Annotated in this window: 17 protein-coding genes, 2 tRNA genes and 1 pseudogene; 7 read left to right on the top strand and 13 right to left on the bottom strand. The window is 67.2% G+C overall.

Features of this window, described 5'->3' with window-relative positions; all coding sequences use genetic code 11:
- Nucleotides 1-18: 18 nt before the first annotated feature.
- Nucleotides 19-552 (bottom strand): DUF2020 domain-containing protein, encoded by a 534-nt coding sequence (locus tag IG04_RS0130715; RefSeq protein WP_030480234.1) that lies wholly within the window; start codon nt 550-552, stop codon nt 19-21.
- A gap of 109 nt (nt 553-661) precedes the next feature.
- Between IG04_RS0130715 and IG04_RS0130710 the strand changes: the two genes are divergently transcribed.
- Nucleotides 662-1,054 carry a DoxX family protein gene (locus IG04_RS0130710; RefSeq protein WP_030480233.1) on the top strand — a complete coding sequence of 131 codons (393 nt, stop codon included), beginning with the start codon at nt 662-664 and terminating at the stop codon, nt 1,052-1,054.
- Nucleotides 1,055-1,120: 66 nt separating this feature from the next.
- Here IG04_RS0130710 and IG04_RS0130705 read toward each other — a convergent pair.
- The 11 genes and pseudogenes from IG04_RS0130705 to dnaA all read right to left on the bottom strand — a co-directional run bounded on the left by IG04_RS0130705 (nt 1,121) and on the right by dnaA (nt 13,745).
- A tRNA-Ala gene (locus tag IG04_RS0130705) sits at nt 1,121-1,193 on the bottom strand.
- Nucleotides 1,194-1,233: 40 nt separating this feature from the next.
- Nucleotides 1,234-1,353, bottom strand: a pseudogene (locus tag IG04_RS47770) (DLW-39 family protein); the annotation flags it as partial.
- 199 nt (nt 1,354-1,552) lie between these two features.
- Nucleotides 1,553-1,626 (bottom strand) — tRNA-Ile (locus IG04_RS0130695).
- 70 nt (nt 1,627-1,696) lie between these two features.
- Nucleotides 1,697-2,347 (bottom strand): DUF3566 domain-containing protein, encoded by a 651-nt coding sequence (locus tag IG04_RS44355; RefSeq protein ID WP_051771038.1) that lies wholly within the window; start codon nt 2,345-2,347, stop codon nt 1,697-1,699.
- A 397-nt stretch (nt 2,348-2,744) separates the two neighbouring features.
- Nucleotides 2,745-5,288, bottom strand: coding sequence for a DNA gyrase subunit A (gene gyrA / locus IG04_RS0130685; protein WP_030480231.1), 2,544 nt, complete (start codon nt 5,286-5,288; stop codon nt 2,745-2,747).
- A 49-nt stretch (nt 5,289-5,337) separates the two neighbouring features.
- On the bottom strand, nt 5,338-7,308 hold the full coding sequence (gyrB, locus tag IG04_RS0130680; RefSeq protein ID WP_030480230.1) for a DNA topoisomerase (ATP-hydrolyzing) subunit B: 1,971 nt from the start codon (nt 7,306-7,308) through the stop codon (nt 5,338-5,340).
- 227 nt (nt 7,309-7,535) lie between these two features.
- Entirely contained in the window at nt 7,536-8,069 is a 534-nt protein-coding gene (locus IG04_RS0130675; RefSeq protein WP_036016295.1) for a DciA family protein, read from the bottom strand.
- A gap of 118 nt (nt 8,070-8,187) precedes the next feature.
- Entirely contained in the window at nt 8,188-9,294 is a 1,107-nt protein-coding gene (gene recF, locus IG04_RS0130670; protein WP_030480228.1) for a DNA replication/repair protein RecF, read from the bottom strand.
- A gap of 5 nt (nt 9,295-9,299) precedes the next feature.
- The gene (gnd, locus tag IG04_RS0130665) at nt 9,300-10,214 is read right to left on the bottom strand and encodes a phosphogluconate dehydrogenase (NAD(+)-dependent, decarboxylating) (RefSeq protein ID WP_276326716.1); all 915 of its coding nucleotides are present in this window, start codon (nt 10,212-10,214) and stop codon (nt 9,300-9,302) included.
- A gap of 43 nt (nt 10,215-10,257) precedes the next feature.
- Nucleotides 10,258-11,382 carry a DNA polymerase III subunit beta gene (dnaN, locus tag IG04_RS0130660; protein ID WP_030480226.1) on the bottom strand — a complete coding sequence of 375 codons (1,125 nt, stop codon included), beginning with the start codon at nt 11,380-11,382 and terminating at the stop codon, nt 10,258-10,260.
- A gap of 773 nt (nt 11,383-12,155) precedes the next feature.
- Nucleotides 12,156-13,745 carry a chromosomal replication initiator protein DnaA gene (gene dnaA / locus IG04_RS0130655; protein ID WP_030480225.1) on the bottom strand — a complete coding sequence of 530 codons (1,590 nt, stop codon included), beginning with the start codon at nt 13,743-13,745 and terminating at the stop codon, nt 12,156-12,158.
- Between the two features lie 347 nt (nt 13,746-14,092).
- Here dnaA and rpmH point away from each other — a divergent pair, with 347 nt between their 5' ends.
- The 5 genes from rpmH to IG04_RS0130630 are packed head-to-tail and all read left to right on the top strand — an operon-like array spanning nt 14,093 to nt 16,486.
- On the top strand, nt 14,093-14,236 hold the full coding sequence (gene rpmH / locus IG04_RS0130650) for a 50S ribosomal protein L34 (RefSeq protein WP_030465619.1): 144 nt from the start codon (nt 14,093-14,095) through the stop codon (nt 14,234-14,236).
- Between the two features lie 26 nt (nt 14,237-14,262).
- The gene (gene rnpA / locus IG04_RS0130645) at nt 14,263-14,604 is read left to right on the top strand and encodes a ribonuclease P protein component (RefSeq protein ID WP_030480224.1); all 342 of its coding nucleotides are present in this window, start codon (nt 14,263-14,265) and stop codon (nt 14,602-14,604) included.
- Complete coding sequence (yidD, locus tag IG04_RS0130640; protein WP_030480223.1) at nt 14,601-14,858, top strand: membrane protein insertion efficiency factor YidD; 258 nt, start codon at nt 14,601-14,603, stop codon at nt 14,856-14,858. The genes rnpA and yidD overlap by 4 nt, the downstream gene beginning before the upstream one ends.
- Before the next feature lie 5 nt (nt 14,859-14,863).
- Complete coding sequence (gene yidC / locus IG04_RS0130635) at nt 14,864-15,892, top strand: membrane protein insertase YidC (protein ID WP_030480222.1); 1,029 nt, start codon at nt 14,864-14,866, stop codon at nt 15,890-15,892.
- A 30-nt stretch (nt 15,893-15,922) separates the two neighbouring features.
- Nucleotides 15,923-16,486, top strand: coding sequence for a Jag family protein (locus IG04_RS0130630; protein ID WP_030480221.1), 564 nt, complete (start codon nt 15,923-15,925; stop codon nt 16,484-16,486).
- Nucleotides 16,487-17,148: 662 nt separating this feature from the next.
- Here IG04_RS0130630 and IG04_RS0130625 read toward each other — a convergent pair.
- Nucleotides 17,149-17,637 carry a protein-tyrosine phosphatase family protein gene (locus IG04_RS0130625; RefSeq protein ID WP_211257842.1) on the bottom strand — a complete coding sequence of 163 codons (489 nt, stop codon included), beginning with the start codon at nt 17,635-17,637 and terminating at the stop codon, nt 17,149-17,151.
- A 159-nt stretch (nt 17,638-17,796) separates the two neighbouring features.
- Here IG04_RS0130625 and rsmG point away from each other — a divergent pair, with 159 nt between their 5' ends.
- Nucleotides 17,797-18,444 (top strand): 16S rRNA (guanine(527)-N(7))-methyltransferase RsmG, encoded by a 648-nt coding sequence (gene rsmG / locus IG04_RS0130620; RefSeq protein ID WP_030480219.1) that lies wholly within the window; start codon nt 17,797-17,799, stop codon nt 18,442-18,444.
- Nucleotides 18,445-18,495 lie beyond the last annotated feature (51 nt).

Below are 18,495 nucleotides of genomic sequence, written 5' to 3'. Positions count from 1 at the left end.
GGGGGCGGTGTTGATTGTCTAGATCTTCAGGCCCTTGATCGCCTCTTCCGCGATGCGGCGGGCCTTGATCGACTGCTTCTGGTTGCTGGTGACGACCACAGCGGCGTCGCTCTTCGACACGGCGTAGACGACGCCGGTCTCGTTGCTCACGTACCCTCCGGTCCAACCGGTGGGCGAGTTCGCGGGCTGTGAACCGTCCGGTGCCGCCTTGTTGACGATGAGCTTCGCGACGCTCTCATCCCCCACGTAGACCTGCACGGTCAACTGGATCTCAGTTGCAGTGGCGTAGAAGAAGCATGCTGGGTGAGGTTCGTCCGTTGACAGTTTCACTTTGGGTACGCGCTGTCCGTTGGCTTCCGCGACGAAACCGGTCGCCAGGTACGGGCACGTGCCGTCGTTCGCGGGCTGGGGCGCGGGCGGCACTGTCGGAGCCGCGCTGGTAGTGGTCGTGACCTGCTGGGGCTGGGTCGTGGGAACCGGCACGTCCTGGGCGACGGGGGTGCCGCATGCGGCGAGGACGCCGAGCAGGGGCAGCAGCAGTGCTCGTTTCATAGGGGCAACAGTCAACCAGATACCAAAAGCGCCTCTAGCGGGACACTCTAAATTGGTCCATACCTTTTGTGCCTCTGCCCCTGTACCCCCGCCCTGGAAGGACCCGATCATGGAGTTCCTGGAGCAACGACGAGAGCACGCCCTGGCGCTCTTCCGCATCATCATCGGTCTGTTCTTCGTGTTCCACGGCGTGCAGAAGCTCTCTAAGGGAGTCGAGCTGGTCTCGTGGCCGTCCGGCCCCATGGCGCTCATCGAGTTGATCGGTGGCGGCCTCATCCTCATCGGGCTGTGGACGCGCTGGGCCGCGCTGCTCAGTTCCGGCGCCATGGCCTACGCCTACTTCGTGGTGCACCAGCCGAAGGCCCTGCTCCCGATCGAGAACGGCGGCGAGCTCGCGGCGGTCTACTCGTGGGCGTTCCTGCTGCTGGCGTTCACAGGCGCCGGCGCGTGGAGCATCGACGCTCTTCGCAAGGCGCCGAAGAAGTCACTCACCTCGGCGTGACGTGATGTGCGGAATGCACTGAAGCCCTGTTCGCAACAGCGCGAACAGGGCTTCAGTGAAAGCGGATGGAGACGAGGGGAATCGAACCCCTAACCCCCGCCTTGCAAAGGCGGTGCTCTGCCAATTGAGCTACGTCCCCAAGCCTGGGGGCGGCGAGCCGCCCGTCAGAGCAAAGATCAGTCGGTGGGAGCGGTGGCCTCACGCCACAGGTCCGCGTCGGCCTTGGCCGAACGGCTGCGCTTCACGAAGAACAGAACCGCACCGGCGACCACGACGAGTGCGATGATCTTCTTAGCCACTTCGAATCCCTCCCAAAGACCGTAAACCCAGCGACCCCACCACGTTACAGCAAGGCAACGACCGCCGAGCAGTCAACACTGATGGGGGTCCGGGGGCTCGCCCCCGGCAGGGGGTCTGGGGGCTTGGCCCCCAGATAAAGGACGATGATTCGGGTAACGGTCGGCGCATTCCGCCGACATGGAAAGTCCCCGAATCGAGTGGGCCTAGGAGGACTTGAACCTCCGACCTCTTCATTATCAGTGAAGCGCTCTAACCGCCTGAGCTATAGGCCCTCGATCATCACCCCTCGGGGCAACGAGGAAGACCTTACAGGATCGTCCTCGTTGCTCCCAAATCAGGGGGTCACTCTCGTTCCGACAACGTGAGTTCCAGGCCACCGGCCAGATCCGCGGACACGTTGTAGACGAACGCGCCAACGGTTGCGAGGGCCGTGAACAGCACGATGTTGACGGCGCCGATGATCGCCGAGACGCCGAAGACGCGGCCGGCACTGATCAACGGTTCGCCCGGCTCGTTGGCCTGGAGCAGGTCGTTCGCGGTGCTGTTGATCTTGTCCCAGACACCCATGCCGTGCAGGACGCCGTAGAGCACACCGACCGCCACGAGCCAGACGAAGAACAGTGCGACGCCCAGCACCAGGGCGAGCTTGAGGACCGACCACGGGTCGACGCGCTTCACCTGGAGCGAGGCGCGGCGCGGGCCACGGCCGGGGCGGCGGGCCGACGGGCTGGACGCGGCGGGGCGGGCCCCGCTGTTGCCCATGTTCACCGACGTGCGGCTGCTGCCCAGGCCGACCGGCACGGCCGAGCCCGTGACCACGGGCTTCTGCACCTTGACGGTGTCCGGGTCGGTCTGCGGGAAGGCCGGGGGCGGTTCGGCGGCGGACGGCACGGGCGGTGCGCCCGGAGCCACGTACGTCGCGGTCGCCTCGCCCTGGGCGGCCTCCGTGTCGTTCGTCACCCGCTGCCAGGGCGGCGGTGCCGAAACGATGATCGGCTCGTCGGCGACGGGCGCGGGTGCCGGAGTGGCGCTGCCGAGCGAGACCGTCTTCTCCTCCGCCGGAGCGGCCGGGGTGACCGCCGGAGCAGGAGTGGGGGTCGGCGTGGCAGTCGGCGCCGGAGTGGCCGGAGCCGCGGGCGCGGCCGGCTTCTCCTGAGCGGGTGCGGCGGCCTCGGCCGCCTTGTCCGCCGACACGGGCTTGGTCTTGTCCTGCGCGGTTCCACCCGAGGAACCGGAGGCCGCAGCCGAGTCCGCCTTCTTCTCCGCCGGCTTCTGCGCGGAGTTCTGCGGAGTCGGTTTGGTGATCACCGCGGTTTTGTCCGCGTCCCGACCTTCGCGGTTCTCGGGTGGAGTCACGAGCTTGTCCTTGACCTCTCGCTAGCGATTCCGACTACTCAGCCGAGTCGGTGGGGGTGGCTGCCTGGTCAGCGGCAGAGTCCTCCGCGGCAGACGCCTCACTGATGATGACGTCGCTGGGCTCGTCCGCGTTGCGTGCGACGGCGATCAAAGTGGTGCTCTCGCCGAGGTTCATCAGCCGCACGCCCTTCGTCTGCCGTCCAGCCTTGCGCACCTGCTCGGCCCGGGTCCTGATGACCCCGCCGCTCGAGGTGATGGCGTAGAGCTCGTCGTCGACGTCGACGATGAGCGCGCCCACCAGCCTGCCACGACGGCGGTCGTGCTGAATGGTCAGCACACCCTTGCCGCCACGCCCCTGGACCGGGTAGTCCTCGATGGGCGTTCGCTTCGAGTACCCACCGTCCGTCGCGACCAAAACGAACAGACCCTCTTGGACGACACCGACGGAAAGCAGCTCGTCATCGGCGTTGAACCGCATGCCCTGCACGCCTGACGTGGCACGACCCATCGGGCGCAGCACGTCGTCGGTGGCGTGGAAGCGAATCGACTGCCCGTCGGCGGACACCATGAGCAGGTCGTCGTCGGCCGAGCAGAGCACCGCTCCGACCAGCTCGTCGTCCTCGCGCAGGTTGATGCCGATAAGACCACCCGATCGGTTGGAATCGAAGTCGGACAGCTTCGACTTCTTGACCAGGCCCTTGCGGGTGGCGAGCACGAGGTACGGCGACACCAGGTAGTTCTTGATCTGGATGACCTGTGCGATCTCCTCGTCCGGCTGGAACGCGAGGAGGTTCGCGACGTGCTGACCGCGGGCGTTGCGGTTCGCCTCGGGCAGCTCGTACGCCTTCGTGCGGTAGACGCGGCCCTTGTTCGTGAAGAACAGGATCCAGTCGTGCGTCGAGCACACGAAGAAGTGCGCGACGATGTCGTCCTGCTTGAGCTGAGCACCCTGCACGCCCTTGCCACCGCGCTTCTGCGCCCGGTAGAGGTCGGTCTTGGTGCGCTTCGCGTAGCCGGTGCGCGTGATCGTGACGACCACGTCCTCGACCGCGATCAGGTCCTCCATGGACACGTCGCCGTCGAACGGGATGATCTCCGTGCGCCGGTCGTCGCCGTACTTGTCCACAATGGCCATGAGCTCCTCGCGCACGATGGCGCGCTGCCGCTCCGGCTTCGCGAGGATGTCCTTGAGGTCCGCGATCTCGACCTCGATCTCGGCCAGCTGGTCGATGATCTTCTGACGTTCCAGTGCGGCCAGGCGGCGCAGCTGCATCTCCAGGATCGCGTTCGCCTGGATCTCGTCGACGTCGAGCAGCTCCATCAGGCCCGTGCGCGCGATGTCCGGCGTCTGCGACCGGCGGATCAACGCGATGACCTCGTCGAGGTGGTCGAGCGCCTTGACCAGACCGCGCAACACGTGTGCGCGCTCCTCGGCCTTGCGCAGGCGGAACCTGGTCCGCCGGACGATGACCTCGATCTGGTGCTTCACGTAGTGGCGGATCATCTGGTCGAGCCGCAGGGTGCGCGGCACGCCGTCGACCAGCGCCAGCATGTTCACGCCGAACGAGTACTGCAGCTGGGTGTGCTTGTAGAGGTTGTTCAGCACGACCTTCGCCACCGCGTCGCGCTTGAGCGTGACGACGATGCGCATGCCGCGGCGGCTGTTCGACTCGTCCGCGATGTTCGAGATGCCCGTGAGCTTCGCGTCACGCACGAGCGAGGCGATGTTCTCGACGAGGTTGTCAGGGTTGACCTGGTACGGCAGCTCGGTGACGACCAGGATCGTGCGGCCCTTGGCATCTTCGTCGACCTCGATGACCGCGCGCATCTTCACCGAACCGCGGCCGGTGCGGTACGCGTCCTGGATGCCCGAGTTGCCGAGGATCTGGCCGTACGTCGGGAAGTCCGGGCCCTTGATCCGCTCGATCACGGCTTCGAGGGTCTCCTCGTCGGAGGCCTCCCAGTTGTCCAGGGCCCACACCACGCCCGACGCGACCTCGCGGAGGTTGTGCGGCGGGATGTTCGTCGCCATGCCGACCGCGATGCCCGAGCTGCCGTTGATCAGCAGGTTGGGGATGCGGGACGGCAGGACCGTCGGCTCCTGGATGCGGCCGTCGTAGTTGTCGCGGAAGTCGACGGTCTCTTCCTCGATGTCCGCGAGCATCTGCATGGCCAGCGGGGTCAGGCGGCACTCGGTGTAGCGCATGGCGGCGGCCGGGTCGTTGCCCGGCGAGCCGAAGTTGCCCTGGCCGTCGATCAGCGGGTACCGCATGGCCCACGGCTGGGCGAGCCGCACGAGCGCGTCGTAGATCGACGAGTCGCCGTGCGGGTGGTAGTTGCCCATCACGTCGCCGACGACGCGGGCGCACTTGTTGTAGCCGCGGTCCGGCCGGAACCCCGAGTCGAACATCGAGTAGAGCACGCGGATGTGGACGGGCTTGAGTCCGTCACGCACGTCCGGCAGTGCCCGGCCGACGATGACGCTCATCGCGTACGCGATGTAGGAGTTCTGCATCTCCTGCTGGATGTCGACCGGCTCGGTGCGGTCGTGCTCCGGCGGAAGGGTCGTCTCAGTCACGGTTCTTCTTTCCTCTTCGCCAGCCGTGGATGTCTAGAAGGGACCGGACTCAGACGTCCAGGAACTTCACGTCCTTGGCATTACGCGTGATGAACGAGCGGCGCGCCTCGACGTCCTCACCCATGAGCACGCTGAACAGCTCGTCGGCGGTGGCGGCGTCGTCCATGGTGACCTGGAGGAGCACCCGGTTCGCCGGGTCCATCGTGGTCTCCCACAGCTCCGCGGCGTTCATCTCGCCGAGACCCTTGTAGCGCTGGATGTTGTCGTCCTTGCCGAGCTTCTTGCCGGCGGCGAGGCCTTCCTTGATCAGGCCGTCGCGCTCGCGGTCGGAGTACGCGTACTCCGGCTCGATCCGCTGCCACTTGATCTTGTAGAGCGGCGGCTGGGCGAGGTAGACGTGGCCGTGTTCGAGAAGCGGCTGCATGAAGCGGAACAGCAGAGTGAGCAGCAGCGTGCGGATGTGCTGGCCGTCGACGTCGGCGTCCGCCATCAGGATGATCTTGTGATAGCGCAGCTTCGACAGGTCGAACTCGTCGTGGATGCTCGTGCCCAGAGCGGTGATCATGCTCTGGACCTCGTTGTTCTTCAGCACGCGGTCGATGCGCGCCTTCTCCACGTTGATGATCTTGCCGCGGATCGGCAGGATGGCCTGGTACATGGAGTCCCGGCCTTCCTTGGCCGAGCCGCCGGCGGAGTCGCCCTCTACGACGTAGAGCTCGCACTCCTCCGGGTTGGTGGAGCGGCAGTCCTTCAGCTTGCCCGGCAGGCCGCCGATGTCCAGCGCGCCCTTGCGGCGGACCAGTTCACGGGCCTTGCGCGCGGCCATGCGGGCCTGCGCCGACGAGACCGCCTTGCTGACGATCGTCTTCGCCTCGTTGGGGTGACGCTCGAACCAGTCGGCCAGGTGCTCGTTCGTCGACTTCTGCACGAACGACTTCGCCTCGCTGTTGCCCAGCTTGGTCTTCGTCTGGCCCTCGAACTGGGGCTCCTTCAACTTCACCGAGATGATCGCGGCGAGACCCTCGCGGATGTCGTCACCGGTGAGGTTGGTGTCCTTCTCCTTGAGCAGCTTCTTCTCGCGCGCGTACTCGTTGACGACTCGCGTCAGCGCGGCGCGGAAGCCCTCTTCGTGCGTACCGCCCTCGTGCGTGTTGATCGTGTTCGCGAAGGTGTAGACCGAGGCCGTGTAGCCGGTGTTCCACTGCATCGCGACCTCGACCTCGAGGTCCTCGCCCTTCGCCTCGAACCCGATGACCTTCTGGTGCACCGCGTCGCGCGTGTGGTTGATGTGGCGGACGAAGTCCTCGAGCCCACCGGGGTAGTGGTAGACGCGTTCCTTCACCGCGGCCTGGTGGCCCTCGGCGTCGGCTTCCTCGTCCTCCTCCGAGACCCGCTCGTCGCGCAGGATGATGGTGATCCCCTTGTTGAGGAACGCCATTTCCTGCAGGCGGCGCGCGATCGTCTCGACGTTGTACGTCGTGGTCTCGAAGATCTCCGGGTCGGCCCAGAACGTCGTCGTGGTGCCGGTCTCGTCGGTCGCCTCGCCCTGGCGCAGCTCGTGCGCGGGCTTGGTGGCCTCGTAGCGCTGGGTCCAGACGTGACCCTGGCGCCTGATCTCGAGGTCGACGGCGGTGGACAGCGCGTTCACCACGGAGATGCCTACGCCGTGCAGACCGCCGGACACCGCGTAGGAGTCGCTGTCGAACTTGCCGCCCGCGTGCAGCTTGGTCATGACGACCTCGACGGTCGGCACGTTCTCGACCGGGTGCATGTCGATCGGGATGCCACGACCGTCGTCGATCACCCGGACGCCGCCGTTGGCCAGCAGGGTGACGTCGACCTTCGTCGCGAAACCGGCCATCGCCTCGTCGACGGAGTTGTCCACAACCTCCTGGACCAGGTGGTGCAGACCGCGCTCGCCGGTCGAGCCGATGTACATGCCCGGCCTCTTGCGCACTGCCTCGAGGCCTTCGAGGACGGTGATCGAGGACGCGCCGTACTCATTCTTCTTAGCTGACACGGGCCTGGAGTCTCCTCGCTGATGCGGGCAGAACCCGCACGGTGATGGGTGACGCTTCTGTGATTCTACCGGTGCACCCCGACAGAACGGGGCCAAGGACACCTTTGATTCGGTCACAGAGCGCCTCAAGCGCCATCAGACGGGTCAGGACCGCTGAAAAGGGGGTTCAAATCCGCTGGTGAACCCTCATTGAGCCACAGAATCGCCGCTGAGCCCTTGACAGGACCTCACCCGTAGGTGTCACGCGGACCGCGCCCCGGCGCGTGCCTGGGGCCGTGTCGCCAGCTGGGAGCGTCCGGTCCCTTGATCTTGAGCCGTTTGACGACGCCGTTGCCCACGCCCGCGGCGATCCGTTTGATCAGCTCGCGCTGCAGGAGGCGCAGCTGAGTGGCCCACGCCGTCGACGACGCCTGGACCGTCAGTTCCCCGTCACTGAGAGCGATTGGAGTCGCGTGCTCGGCAACGTCCTCACCTACCAGTTTGGCCCAACGACCGAAGACCTGGCCACCCTGGAGCTGCTCGACCCAGCCGCGGTCCGCCGCGATCCTGGAGGCGATCCGCCCGAGCGGCTGGGGGTCGCGGTCGTCCGGGCCCGCGCCCGACCAGCGACGCCGGCGACGGTTGACCGGACGGCCCTTCGCCTTGCTCCCCGGCACCCGCCCGCGGGCCTTCGCGGACGCTTTCGCCGCCTCCAGAGCAGCTCGGGCGAGGTCCGAACCCTTCAGCTGCTCACCCTCAGGTGTGAATGAACCTGTGGACAAGTCCGGATTTGTGACGGAGTTATCCACACCATCCACAGACTTGTCCCCAGATGTGTGGGCGGACACACCCGATCGAGCTACATATGGGGGCTTTGAACCCCGAGAGTCAGCCTCTGAGTCAGACACGCCGCACCTCCCCGCCGTGGACCTCGAACCGGGCACCGACCAGCTCGTCCGGAACGTCCTCCGCCACCGCCGCGGTGATCAGCACCTGCTCGGCGGCGGCCGCCACCTTGGCCAGTTGCCGACGCCGGCCGCGGTCGAGTTCCGCGAACACATCGTCCAGCACGAGCACCGGTTCGATGCCGTCGACACGCATCAGCTCGTAGCCGCCGAGCCGCAGGGCGAGCGCGAATGACCATGACTCTCCGTGACTGGCGTAGCCCTTCGCCGGCAGCTCGCCGAGCGTCAGGTCCAGGTCGTCCCGGTGCGGACCGACGAGGCACACTCCCCGTTCGATCTCCTGCCGCCGCACCCGGTCGAGCTCGGCCAGCAGCAGGTCCTCGATGCTCTCCCGGTCCTCCGGGAGATCGCCGACGCTCGACCGGTACGCGATGAGCGCCGGGCGCGACTCCGGAGCGACCTCCGCGTACGCCGAGGTCACGTGGTCCGCCATGTCGCGGATCAGTTTCAGCCGCGCGGCCAGCAGCTCCGCGCCGTGCTTGGCGAGATGCCCGTCCCAGACGTCGAGCGTCGAGAGGTCCGCCGATCGGGAGTGCTTCACCGTCTTCAACAACGCGCTGCGCTGCTTCAGGACACGGTCGTAGTCACTGCGGACACCGGCATAACGCGGTGTGCGCAGCACGAGCATCTCGTCGAGGAACCGCCGCCGGTCGCTCGGATCGCCCCGCACAAGAGAGAGATCCTCCGGTGCGAACAACACGGTGCGCAGGATCCCGAGCACGTCACGCGGACGCGGCACCGGACCCCGGTTGATCCGCGCCCGGTTCGACTTGCCGGCCGTGATCTCCAGTTCCACGAGCAGCTCGCGGTCGTCGTTGACCACGGCCGTCCGCACGACGGCACGCTGGGCGCCGTGCCGGATCAGCGGCGCGTCGCTGGAAACGCGGTGTGAACCCAGCGTGGCCACGTACCCGATCGCCTCGACCAGGTTCGTCTTGCCCTGGCCGTTGCGCCCGACGAGCACCGACGCGCCGGGTTCGAGCTCCAGGTCGGCGAGCTCCCACGACCGGAAGTCGCTGACCTGGAGATGTCTGACGTGCACTCTCGCTAGCCCTGGGTGCTGCCGGCGCCGGACGACGGTCCGGCGAGGTGCACCGAGTGACCGCCGAACTGGTTGCGCAGCGCGGCGACGGCACGCATCGCGGGCGAGTCCTCCTGCCGCGACTGGAACCGTGCGAAGAGCGCGGCGGAGATCACCGGGAGCGGCACCGCGTTGTTGATGCCCTCCTCGACGGTCCACCGGCCCTCACCCGAGTCCTCGACGTACCCGCGCAGGTCGTCGAGCTCCGGGTCGGACTCCAGCGCGCGCACCAGCAGGTCGAGCAGCCACGACCGCACGACGGTTCCGCGCTGCCAGGCCGAGATCACCGCGGGCACGTTGTCCACGACGTCGGTCTTGTCGAGCAGCTCGAAGCCCTCGGCGTACGCCTGCATCAGGCCGTACTCGATGCCGTTGTGGACCATCTTCGAGTAGTGGCCGGCGCCGGCCTTGCCCGCGTGCGCGAAGCCTTCCTCGCGCGGACCCTCCGGGCGCAGCGCGTCGAAGATCGGCATCGCCTGCTCGACGTGCGCGGCGTCGCCGCCGACCATCAGCGCGTAGCCGTTCTCGAGGCCCCACACACCGCCGGACACGCCGCAGTCGAGGTAGCCGATCTCCTTCTCCGCCAACAGGTCCGCGTGGACCCGGTCGTCGGTGAACTTGGAGTTGCCGCCGTCGACGACCAGGTCGCCCGGCGACAGGAGCTCGGACAGCTCCTTCACCGTGTCACGGGTGATGTCGCCGGCGGGCACCATGACCCACACCACGCGCGGCGCTTCGAGCTTGGACACCATGTCCGCCAACGAATCCGAGTCGCTGACCTCGGGGTTGCGGTCGTAGCCGATCACCTCGTGACCGGCCCGGCGCACCCGCTCGCGCATGTTGAAACCCATCTTGCCGAGGCCGACGAGTCCGAGCTGCACGGTGTTCTCCCCTAAGTTCTTCTGGTACCCGGTAAGGGTTTTCTCAGCCGGGAAGGCGAACGGGCATGAGCAGGTACAGGTAGCCCGGCGCCACGTTCCCATCCTCGTCCACCGGCTTCAGCAGTGCCGGTCGGCTGGGTGTGGTGAAGGACAGGTGGACTTTCTGCGTGCGGACCGCACCGAGTCCGTCGAGCAGGTAGCCCGGGTTGAACGCGATGGTGACCGCGTCGCCGGTGTACTCGACCGCGAGCTCTTCCTCGGCCGACCCCTCGTCGTCACCACCGGCGGACAGACGCAGACCACCGTCGACGAACTCGAGGCGCACCTGCGTGCCGCGCTCGGCGACGAGCGACACGCGCTTGATCGCCTGCTGCAGCGCGTCGATGTCGATGATCGCCGCGGCGCTGTGCTCGGAGGGCAGCAACTGGCGGTACTTCGGGAAGTCCGCGTCGAGCAGGCGGGTGGTGGTCCGCTTGCCGGAGCCGGAGAGACCGAGCAGTCCGTCGTTGGCCGCGAGCGACATCTCGACCTTGCTGCCGGACGAGCCGAGCGTCTTGGCCGCGTCGCCGAGGGTGCGGGCCGGGACGAGGACCGCGACCTCGCCGAGGGTTGCGTCCGGCTCCCAGGGGAACTCCCGCATGGCGAGCCGGAACCGGTCGGTGGCGACGAGGGTCAGCTTGCCCTCGCCGATCTCGACGCGGACGCCGGTCAGCATCGGCAGCGTGTCGTCCTTGCCGGCCGCGACGGCGACCTGGCTGACGGCCTCGCCGAAGACCTCGCCGGGGAGCTCACCGATCAACTGCGGCATCGACGGCAGGGCCGGGTAGTCCTCGACCGGCATCGTCGGGAGGCTGAACCTGGCGCTGCCACAGCTGATCATCATGCGAGCGCCGTCGACCGCGATCTCGACGGGGTGGTTCGGCAGCGCCTTGGTGATGTCGGCGAGAAGACGCCCGGAGACCAGGGCGCGGCCACCGTCGGCGATCGTCGCCGGGACGCCGACCTGGGCGGAGACCTCGTAGTCGAACCCGGACACCGTCAGCGAATCGTCAGACTCCGCGTCGAGCAGCACGCCGCCCAGCACGGGGACCGGCGGACGGGACGGAAGGCTGCGAGCGACCCAGGCGACAGCGTCGGCCAGGCCGTCGCGTTCGACGCGGATCTTCATGAGGCGTCCTTTCCTCGACAGTCGACAAGCCCAACCACGACAACGTGCCAGTGGGGGTTAGGGAGCCTCGACCTCGGCTGACCGAGGTGCGGAGCAACCACGTTAGAGCGTCCTGGCCCTTCCCGTCACTTCGGGGTTCGGCCACGATCCCCGGGAGCTGTCCACGCTGTTTTGCTTTTGAGTTCTTTCTAGAAGAGATCAAACAGCAGTAACAGTAGGGGTTGTGGATTGTGGGGACAGCCCTTAAACCTGCAGGTCAAGGTGTGACCCACCATGTGGACTAAGGGGGGACAGCACCCGGGGACAGATCGGCGCACCCGGGGACAACCAGTTGTGCACAGGTCTCGATCCACAGATCGTCCACAGTTGTCCCCGGGTGCGTCCCCGGGTGCGGGCCAGTTGTACCCGGGTGATGCACAGGCTTCCGTGGCCAGATCGTGGCCTGGGTCTCAGACTTTTCCAGTTGTCCCCACCCCTTCGAGTGCAGGGGGCGAACAGAAAGCCTCGCCGCGCGGCGGATCGAGCCCCGTCTACCCGGGTACGTGTGTGGCGCGTGGTGGTGGTTGGAGCCGCACGGACTGATGCAGTCCCATCGTTGCGCCGAAGTCGTCCCCGGGTGTTGGCCGTCGAGCCGCGGCCGCGTCCCCGGGTGCTCGTCTCGCGCCCCACTGGTCGCGTCCCCGGGCGCCGGGTCCCAGTTGCCCGCTCCGTGTCGGGCGCACGAAAAAGGGGCCCTCCTCGATGGAGGACCCCTTCGTTGCCACCCGGGCGGGTCAGGGAGTGTGGCGGGCGCGCTGCTTGATGCGCGACGTCAGCTCCTGCACCTGGTCGTAGATCCGCCGGCGCTCGGCCATCTCCTTGCGGATCTTCTTGTCCGCGTGCATGACCGTGGTGTGGTCGCGGCCGCCGAACGTCTGGCCGATCTTCGGCAGTGACAGGTCCGTCAGTTCGCGGCACAGGTACATGGAGATCTGCCGTGCCTGCGCGAGCGCCTTCGTCTTGCCGGGGCCGCACAGGTCGTCGATCGAGACCCCGAAGAACTCGGCGGTGACCGCCATGATCATCGGTGCGGTGATCTCCGGTGCGTGCGAGTCCGGGATCAGGTCGCGCAGCACGATCTCGGCGAGCTGGATGTCGACCGGCTGGCGGTTGAGCGACGCGAACGCCGTGACGCGGATGAGCGCGCCTTCGAGTTCGCGGATGTTCCGCTCGATGCGCGAGGCGATGAACTCCAGCACGTCGGCCGGAGCCGCGAGCCGGTCCTGGGCCGCCTTCTTGCGGAGGATCGCGATCCGGGTCTCCAGCTCGGGCGGCTGGATGTCCGTGATCAGGCCCCACTCGAACCGCGTGCGCAGGCGGTCTTCCAGCGTCTCCAGCCGCTTGGGCGGCCGGTCGCTCGACACCACGATCTGCTTGTTCGTGTTGTGGAGCGTGTTGAACGTGTGGAAGAACTCCTCCTGCGTACCTTCCTTGCCCTCCAGGAACTGGATGTCGTCGACGAGGAGAACGTCGATGTCCCGGTAGCGGCGCTGGAAGGCGACCTTGCGGTCGTCACGCAGCGAGTTGATGAAGTCGTTGGTGAACTCCTCGGTCGACACGTACCGCACGCGCATGCCGGGGAACAGGCGCTGGGCGTAGTGCCCGACGGCGTGCAGCAGGTGTGTCTTGCCGAGGCCGCTCTCGCCCCAGATGAAGAGCGGGTTGTACGCCCTGGCGGGAGCCTCGGCCACCGCGACGGCCGCGGCGTGCGCGAACCGGTTCGAGGCGCCGATGACGAACGTGTCGAAGTTGTACTTCTCGTTCAGCCTGGTCTGCGACGGCGACGGGTTCGCGGGCCTCGTGTACGGGAGGTTCGCGTTCGGCGCCGCGCCGCCCGCCGCGTTGGCGGTGTTGAAGGTCGGCCAGATCTCGGTGACGGCGGCGAGCGCGTCGCCGGCCTCGTCCACCTCTTCTTCGGCACCGTCGGCGGCGCCCACGTCCTCCGTGATCACGGAGCCGGGCGTGTCGCCGTTGGGAACGCCGGGAACCGGCGGGATCTGGACCGCCGCCACGGGCTGGATCGAGATCGGCGTGGTCGGCGGGCTCACGGGATTCACCGGCTCCGGCGAGTCGACCTTCACCGCCAGGGAGACGGTACGGCCCAGCCTGCGGGACAGCGCGGCGGTGATCGGGTCGCGCAGTGCGCGTTCGATCGCCTCTTTCGCGAAGTCACTGGGAGCAGCGAGCAGTGCCGTTCCATCCAGCAAACCGATAGGACGGGTGACCCTCATCCACGCACGCTGCTGGGGGGACAGGTGGCTGGTCGCCAGTTCCTGCACCACCTCGGCCCACACGAGACCAAGATCGACCTGCTGGTTCGACACCTCCGCGCTCCCCTCCCCTCCACCGGAGCCGAAGACTCCACCGTGGACACGGAGAATAGAGGTATCCACAGAGTTATCCACAACTGTGCACTAAAAGGTGCGTTGTGATGCCGGTCGGTGGCGGCTCCCACGCCAGCCCCGGCACGCGCGAAGGACGAACGGTAACAAGGCCCGGCACACCTCACAAGACGTGGCGTGGCCCACCCCGATTTGGTCGCCGCACCCGGGCATGCGTACCCTCGTACGAGTCTCCCGTTTGCGACGGGCGCCTTTCGCGCGCCTACGTCCACTGCCGTCGGGGACAACCACAAGGCTTTTGTCAGCAGTGAAGCACCGGGAGACCGACCGTGAGCAAGGGTAAGCGCACCTTCCAGCCCAACAACCGCCGCCGCGCGAAGACGCACGGCTTCCGGCTGCGCATGCGGACCCGCGCCGGCCGCGCCATTCTGGCCGCGCGCCGCAGCAAGGGCCGTGCCACTCTGTCCGCCTGACCGCGGCTGGTAAGCGCAGCGTCGTCGTGCTACCACCGGCCGCCCGGCTCACCCGCAGCCAGGACTTCGGCCTGGTGGTCCGCCGAGGCCGCCGCGCCGGACGACCCCGGTTGGTCGTCCACGTCTTGAAGCCTGACGTGCCCACCTTGGATTCGTCCAAGGTGGGTTTCGTCGTGAGCAAGGCAGTGGGCAACTCGGTGGTCCGCCACCGTGTCTACCGGCGCCTGCGCCACGTGGTGCGTCCCGTGCTCGCAGAGATGCCGCCGGGAACTCTCGTCGTGGTCCGGGCGTTGGCTCCAGCAGCCGAGGCGTCGAGTTCCGAGCTCGCCGCCGACTTCTCTTCTGCCCTGCGCAAGGTGCTGCGATGACCACGTTGCCCGCGAAGGTCGCGCTGCTGCCGGTGCACTTCTACCGGAAGTTCATCTCGCCGCTGCTGCCGCCGACCTGCCGCTTCTACCCGAGTTGCAGCGCGTACGCGGTGGAAGCCCTGACAGTCCACGGCGCACTTCGAGGAACCTGGCTGACCATCCGCCGGTTGCTGCGCTGCGGACCCTGGCACCCTGGAGGCCTGGACCCCGTTCCGCCGAGGCGGCAGGTCCCCGACGTATCCACCGAGGAGTAGCTCCCGTGCTCAACTTCATCTACTACCCGGTGTCCTTCATCTTGTGGTGTTGGCACTGGGTGTTCGGCAAGGTCTTCGGTGAGTCGAGCGGATTCGCCTGGGCACTGGCCGTGATCTTCCTGGTCTTCACCCTCCGCGCCATCCTCTTCAAGCCGTTCGTCGGCCAGGTGCGCTCCATGCGAAAGATGCAGGAGTTCGCGCCGGAGATGCAGAAGATCAAGAAGAAGTTCCCGAACGACAAGCAGCGCCAGGCGCAGGAGATGCAGAAGCTGCAGTCCGAGCACGGCGTCAACCCGCTCGGCGGCTGCCTGCCGATGCTGGTGCAGATCCCGGTGTTCATCGGTCTGTTCCACGTGCTGCGCTCGTTCAAGCCGGGCTGGGGCGAGGTCTACTTCTTCGACAAGCAGGGCGTCGACTCGTTCGTCAACGCCAAGCTCTTCGGCACGAACCTCTCGACGTTCATCACGATGCCCGGTGACCAGCTGGCCCAGTACGGCACCGAACGCCTGAACGTCATCCTGCTGTCGGTGCCGCTGATGATCGTGGCGTCCATCGCGACCCACTTCACGGCCCGCCACTCCGTCGCCCGTCAGAACCAGGCCGCGCTGGACAACCCGCAGACGGCCATCATGAACAAGCTGACGCTCTGGATCTTCCCGCTGGGCGTCCTGGCCGGTGGCTTCTTCTTCCCCGTCGCGATCCTGCTGTACTGGCTGTCCAACAACGCGTGGACCCTCGGCCAGCAGCACTTCGTCTACAAGCGCATCGACTCCGAGGAAGAGGAGAAGAAGGCCACGGTCGTCGAAACCCGTCAGGCCCTCGCTCCGAAGCCGGGCGCGAAGCCGGTCAACCCGAAGAAGCCCGCTCCCGGAGCCAAGCCGGCCAACGGCGCCAAGCGCATGCCGACCGCGGGCCCGAGCGGAGCGCCGAAGGCATCGACGGACGCCACCAACGGCAACGCGAACACCGAGATCCCCGGCCTGACCCCAGGCCGATCCACCAGCAAGAAGCCGGGCAGCAAGAAGCGCCGCTGATTTCGGGCGTTGCCCCGGAGAGGAGACATCGTGTCGGAGACCTTGCAGGCGACCGACGACGTGGAGGCGTCGTCGGAGGCCGCAGCCGAGTCCGAGACCACGGCCGAGCCGCAGTCGCAGAGCAAGACCGAGGACCTGCTCGTCCAGGAAGGCGACATCGCAGGCGACTACCTCGAGCGCCTGCTGGACCTGCTGGACTACGACGGCGACATCGACCTGGACGTGGAAAGCGGCAGGGCCATCGTCAGCATCGACGGCGGCGAAGACCTCGCCAAGCTGGTGGGCCCCAGAGGCAACGTCCTCGAATCGCTCCAGGAACTCACCCGCCTGGCAGTCCAGCAGGAAACGGGAGTCCGCTCCCGCCTGATGCTGGACATCGCCCAGTGGCGAGCAGGCCGCCGAGCAGAACTGGCGGAGATGGGCCGAACCACCGCGGAAAAGGTGGCCGCCTCAGGCGAACGCGCCCGCCTGCACCCCATGACCCCGTTCGAACGCAAGGTGGTCCACGACGCCGTCGCCACCGTCGCGGGCGTACACAGCGAGAGCGAAGGCGAAGAGCCGCAGCGCCGGGTCATCATCTTCCCGAAGCCCTAGCAGCTCCAGCTTTCCCCACGGCCCTTGGTTCCACCCGGAACCAGGGGCCGTTCGCTGTCCCAACCAGGGACGAGCACCGCGCCGGCGAGGAGCCAAGAAGAGCTCCGCCCCGGCCCGGCACGAACAACCCACCCAGCGGCCACCACGCAAACGATCGAGGGGTCCGCGACAACGGAAGCGCGAAGATGGGCCGCCGCATCCGGTGGCGACATGTCGACACGACGCGATGACCGCAACGTGATGGCCCAAGGAGCCTCCTCTCCGCTCTCCTCACGTCCCCTCCCGCGCGACAGGGCGATGGCGAAGCCGAGCCACCCTGCCGCCCACGCCAATGGCGAAGCCGAGCCCGGCCTTTTCCGGCCGTCAAGCATCCCGCCAGAGGCTCAAGGTCAAGCCCCAATCGCTATCGACGCGCAGCGGCGATGACCGGCACCGGCCCGGTACTACCCGCCCGGCCACCCTCGCACGGCGACCATCCGCACGGCAGGTGACCACCCCGCTGGAACGCGACAAGCCAACGCAAGCCGACCCGCACGACACCCCCCGGAACCAGTCAACGCGAACCGACCCCGCCTGCACGGCACGGCACGGCACCCTCAACGCGTTCCACGTGAAACACCCACCCCGCAGACAGGCTGAACCTACGCACACCAACCCACCGATCAGTGAGTCTCGCGCCCATCCCACCAAGCAGCCAACCACTCCCCCTGCTCCGCCGTGTCCGGCACCACCCACCCCCGAGCCGCCGCAATCAACCCCCAAGCCTCCCCAGGCGAAACCCCATCCATTCCCAACAACAACCCAGCCAGCAACGACGACCGCCCGATCCCGGCCCAGCAGTGGAACACCACATGCGCCCCACGCCGGTACAGCGCGTGGAGCGGCTGGACGGCAGCGACCGCCGACTCCACGTCCGGCACCGCACGATCCTCGATCGGGAAGCACACGTACTGCAGGCCGGCGGCGACAACCACCTTCTCCTCATCGACGAGATCGCACTCGACCCGTTCGCTGTCGGTCTGAGTCGACACGAGCACATCAACCCCAACCCGTCGCAGTTCGCGGATCTTGCCCTCCAGGTACATGCCACCGGCCGGATGGCTCATCGTCGAGACGGTGCCGGGACCGGGTCGAGCGACGGTGTAGAGCAACGGACGCAACTTTCCCCCAAGTTTCACGTGAAACGGCGCTCAGGATTTGGCGCCGCACACGGTCGATCCGTCATGATGGTCCCCTGGCATTCGCCAGCTCTTCCACCGGCTGCTGGAACACCGCGCCGCGTGGTTTCACGTGAAACGCGGACGGAGAACATGGCCGGGGAGTTGCCCGACAGCGCGAAGCTCGTCTTCGGTGAGCACGTTGAGCGTGCCGCCGAGTTCGTCAGGCTCCTGGAGGAGCACGGCGTGGAGCGCGGACTTATCGGTCCTCGTGAAGTCGAGAAGATTTGGGATCGGCACGTGCTGAACTCGGCGGTGATCGAGGAGCTGTTCCAGCCCAACGAACGTGTCGTCGACGTGGGCTCTGGCGCCGGGCTGCCGGGGGTGCCGCTCGCCATCGCGCGGCCCGACCTGAGGATCACGCTTCTCGAGCCGATGGCGCGCCGCATCGCGTGGCTCGAGGAAGTGAAGGAACGGCTCCAGCTCGACAACGTGACGGTCCTCCGGGGACGCGCGGAGGAAGCACCCATCCGCAAGCAGTTGTTGAACTGCGACGCCGCGACGGCGCGGGCGGTGGCTCCGCTGGAGAAGCTGACGAAGTGGTGCCTCCCGCTTCTCAGGGGCGGTGGGCGGATGGTCGCGCTCAAGGGCGAGCGTGCGCAGGAGGAGCTCGAACGCGACGGCGAGGCGGTGCTCAAAGCCGGCGGCGCCAACGCACATGTCGTCGTCGTGGGAGCGGATGTACTTGAGGTGCCTACGACGGTGCTCATCGTGGAGCGCCAGCAGCGGAGGGATCGTTGAGCGTGTACCCGGAGTTTCACGCAGCCGATGTTCCACGTGAAACGCAGCCCT

This window comes from Lentzea albidocapillata, from assembly GCF_000719115.1.
Classification (GTDB): Bacteria; Actinomycetota; Actinomycetes; order Mycobacteriales; family Pseudonocardiaceae; genus Lentzea; species Lentzea albidocapillata.
Note: the sequence above shows the minus strand (reverse complement) of the source record. Positions and strands in the feature narration are given on the sequence as shown.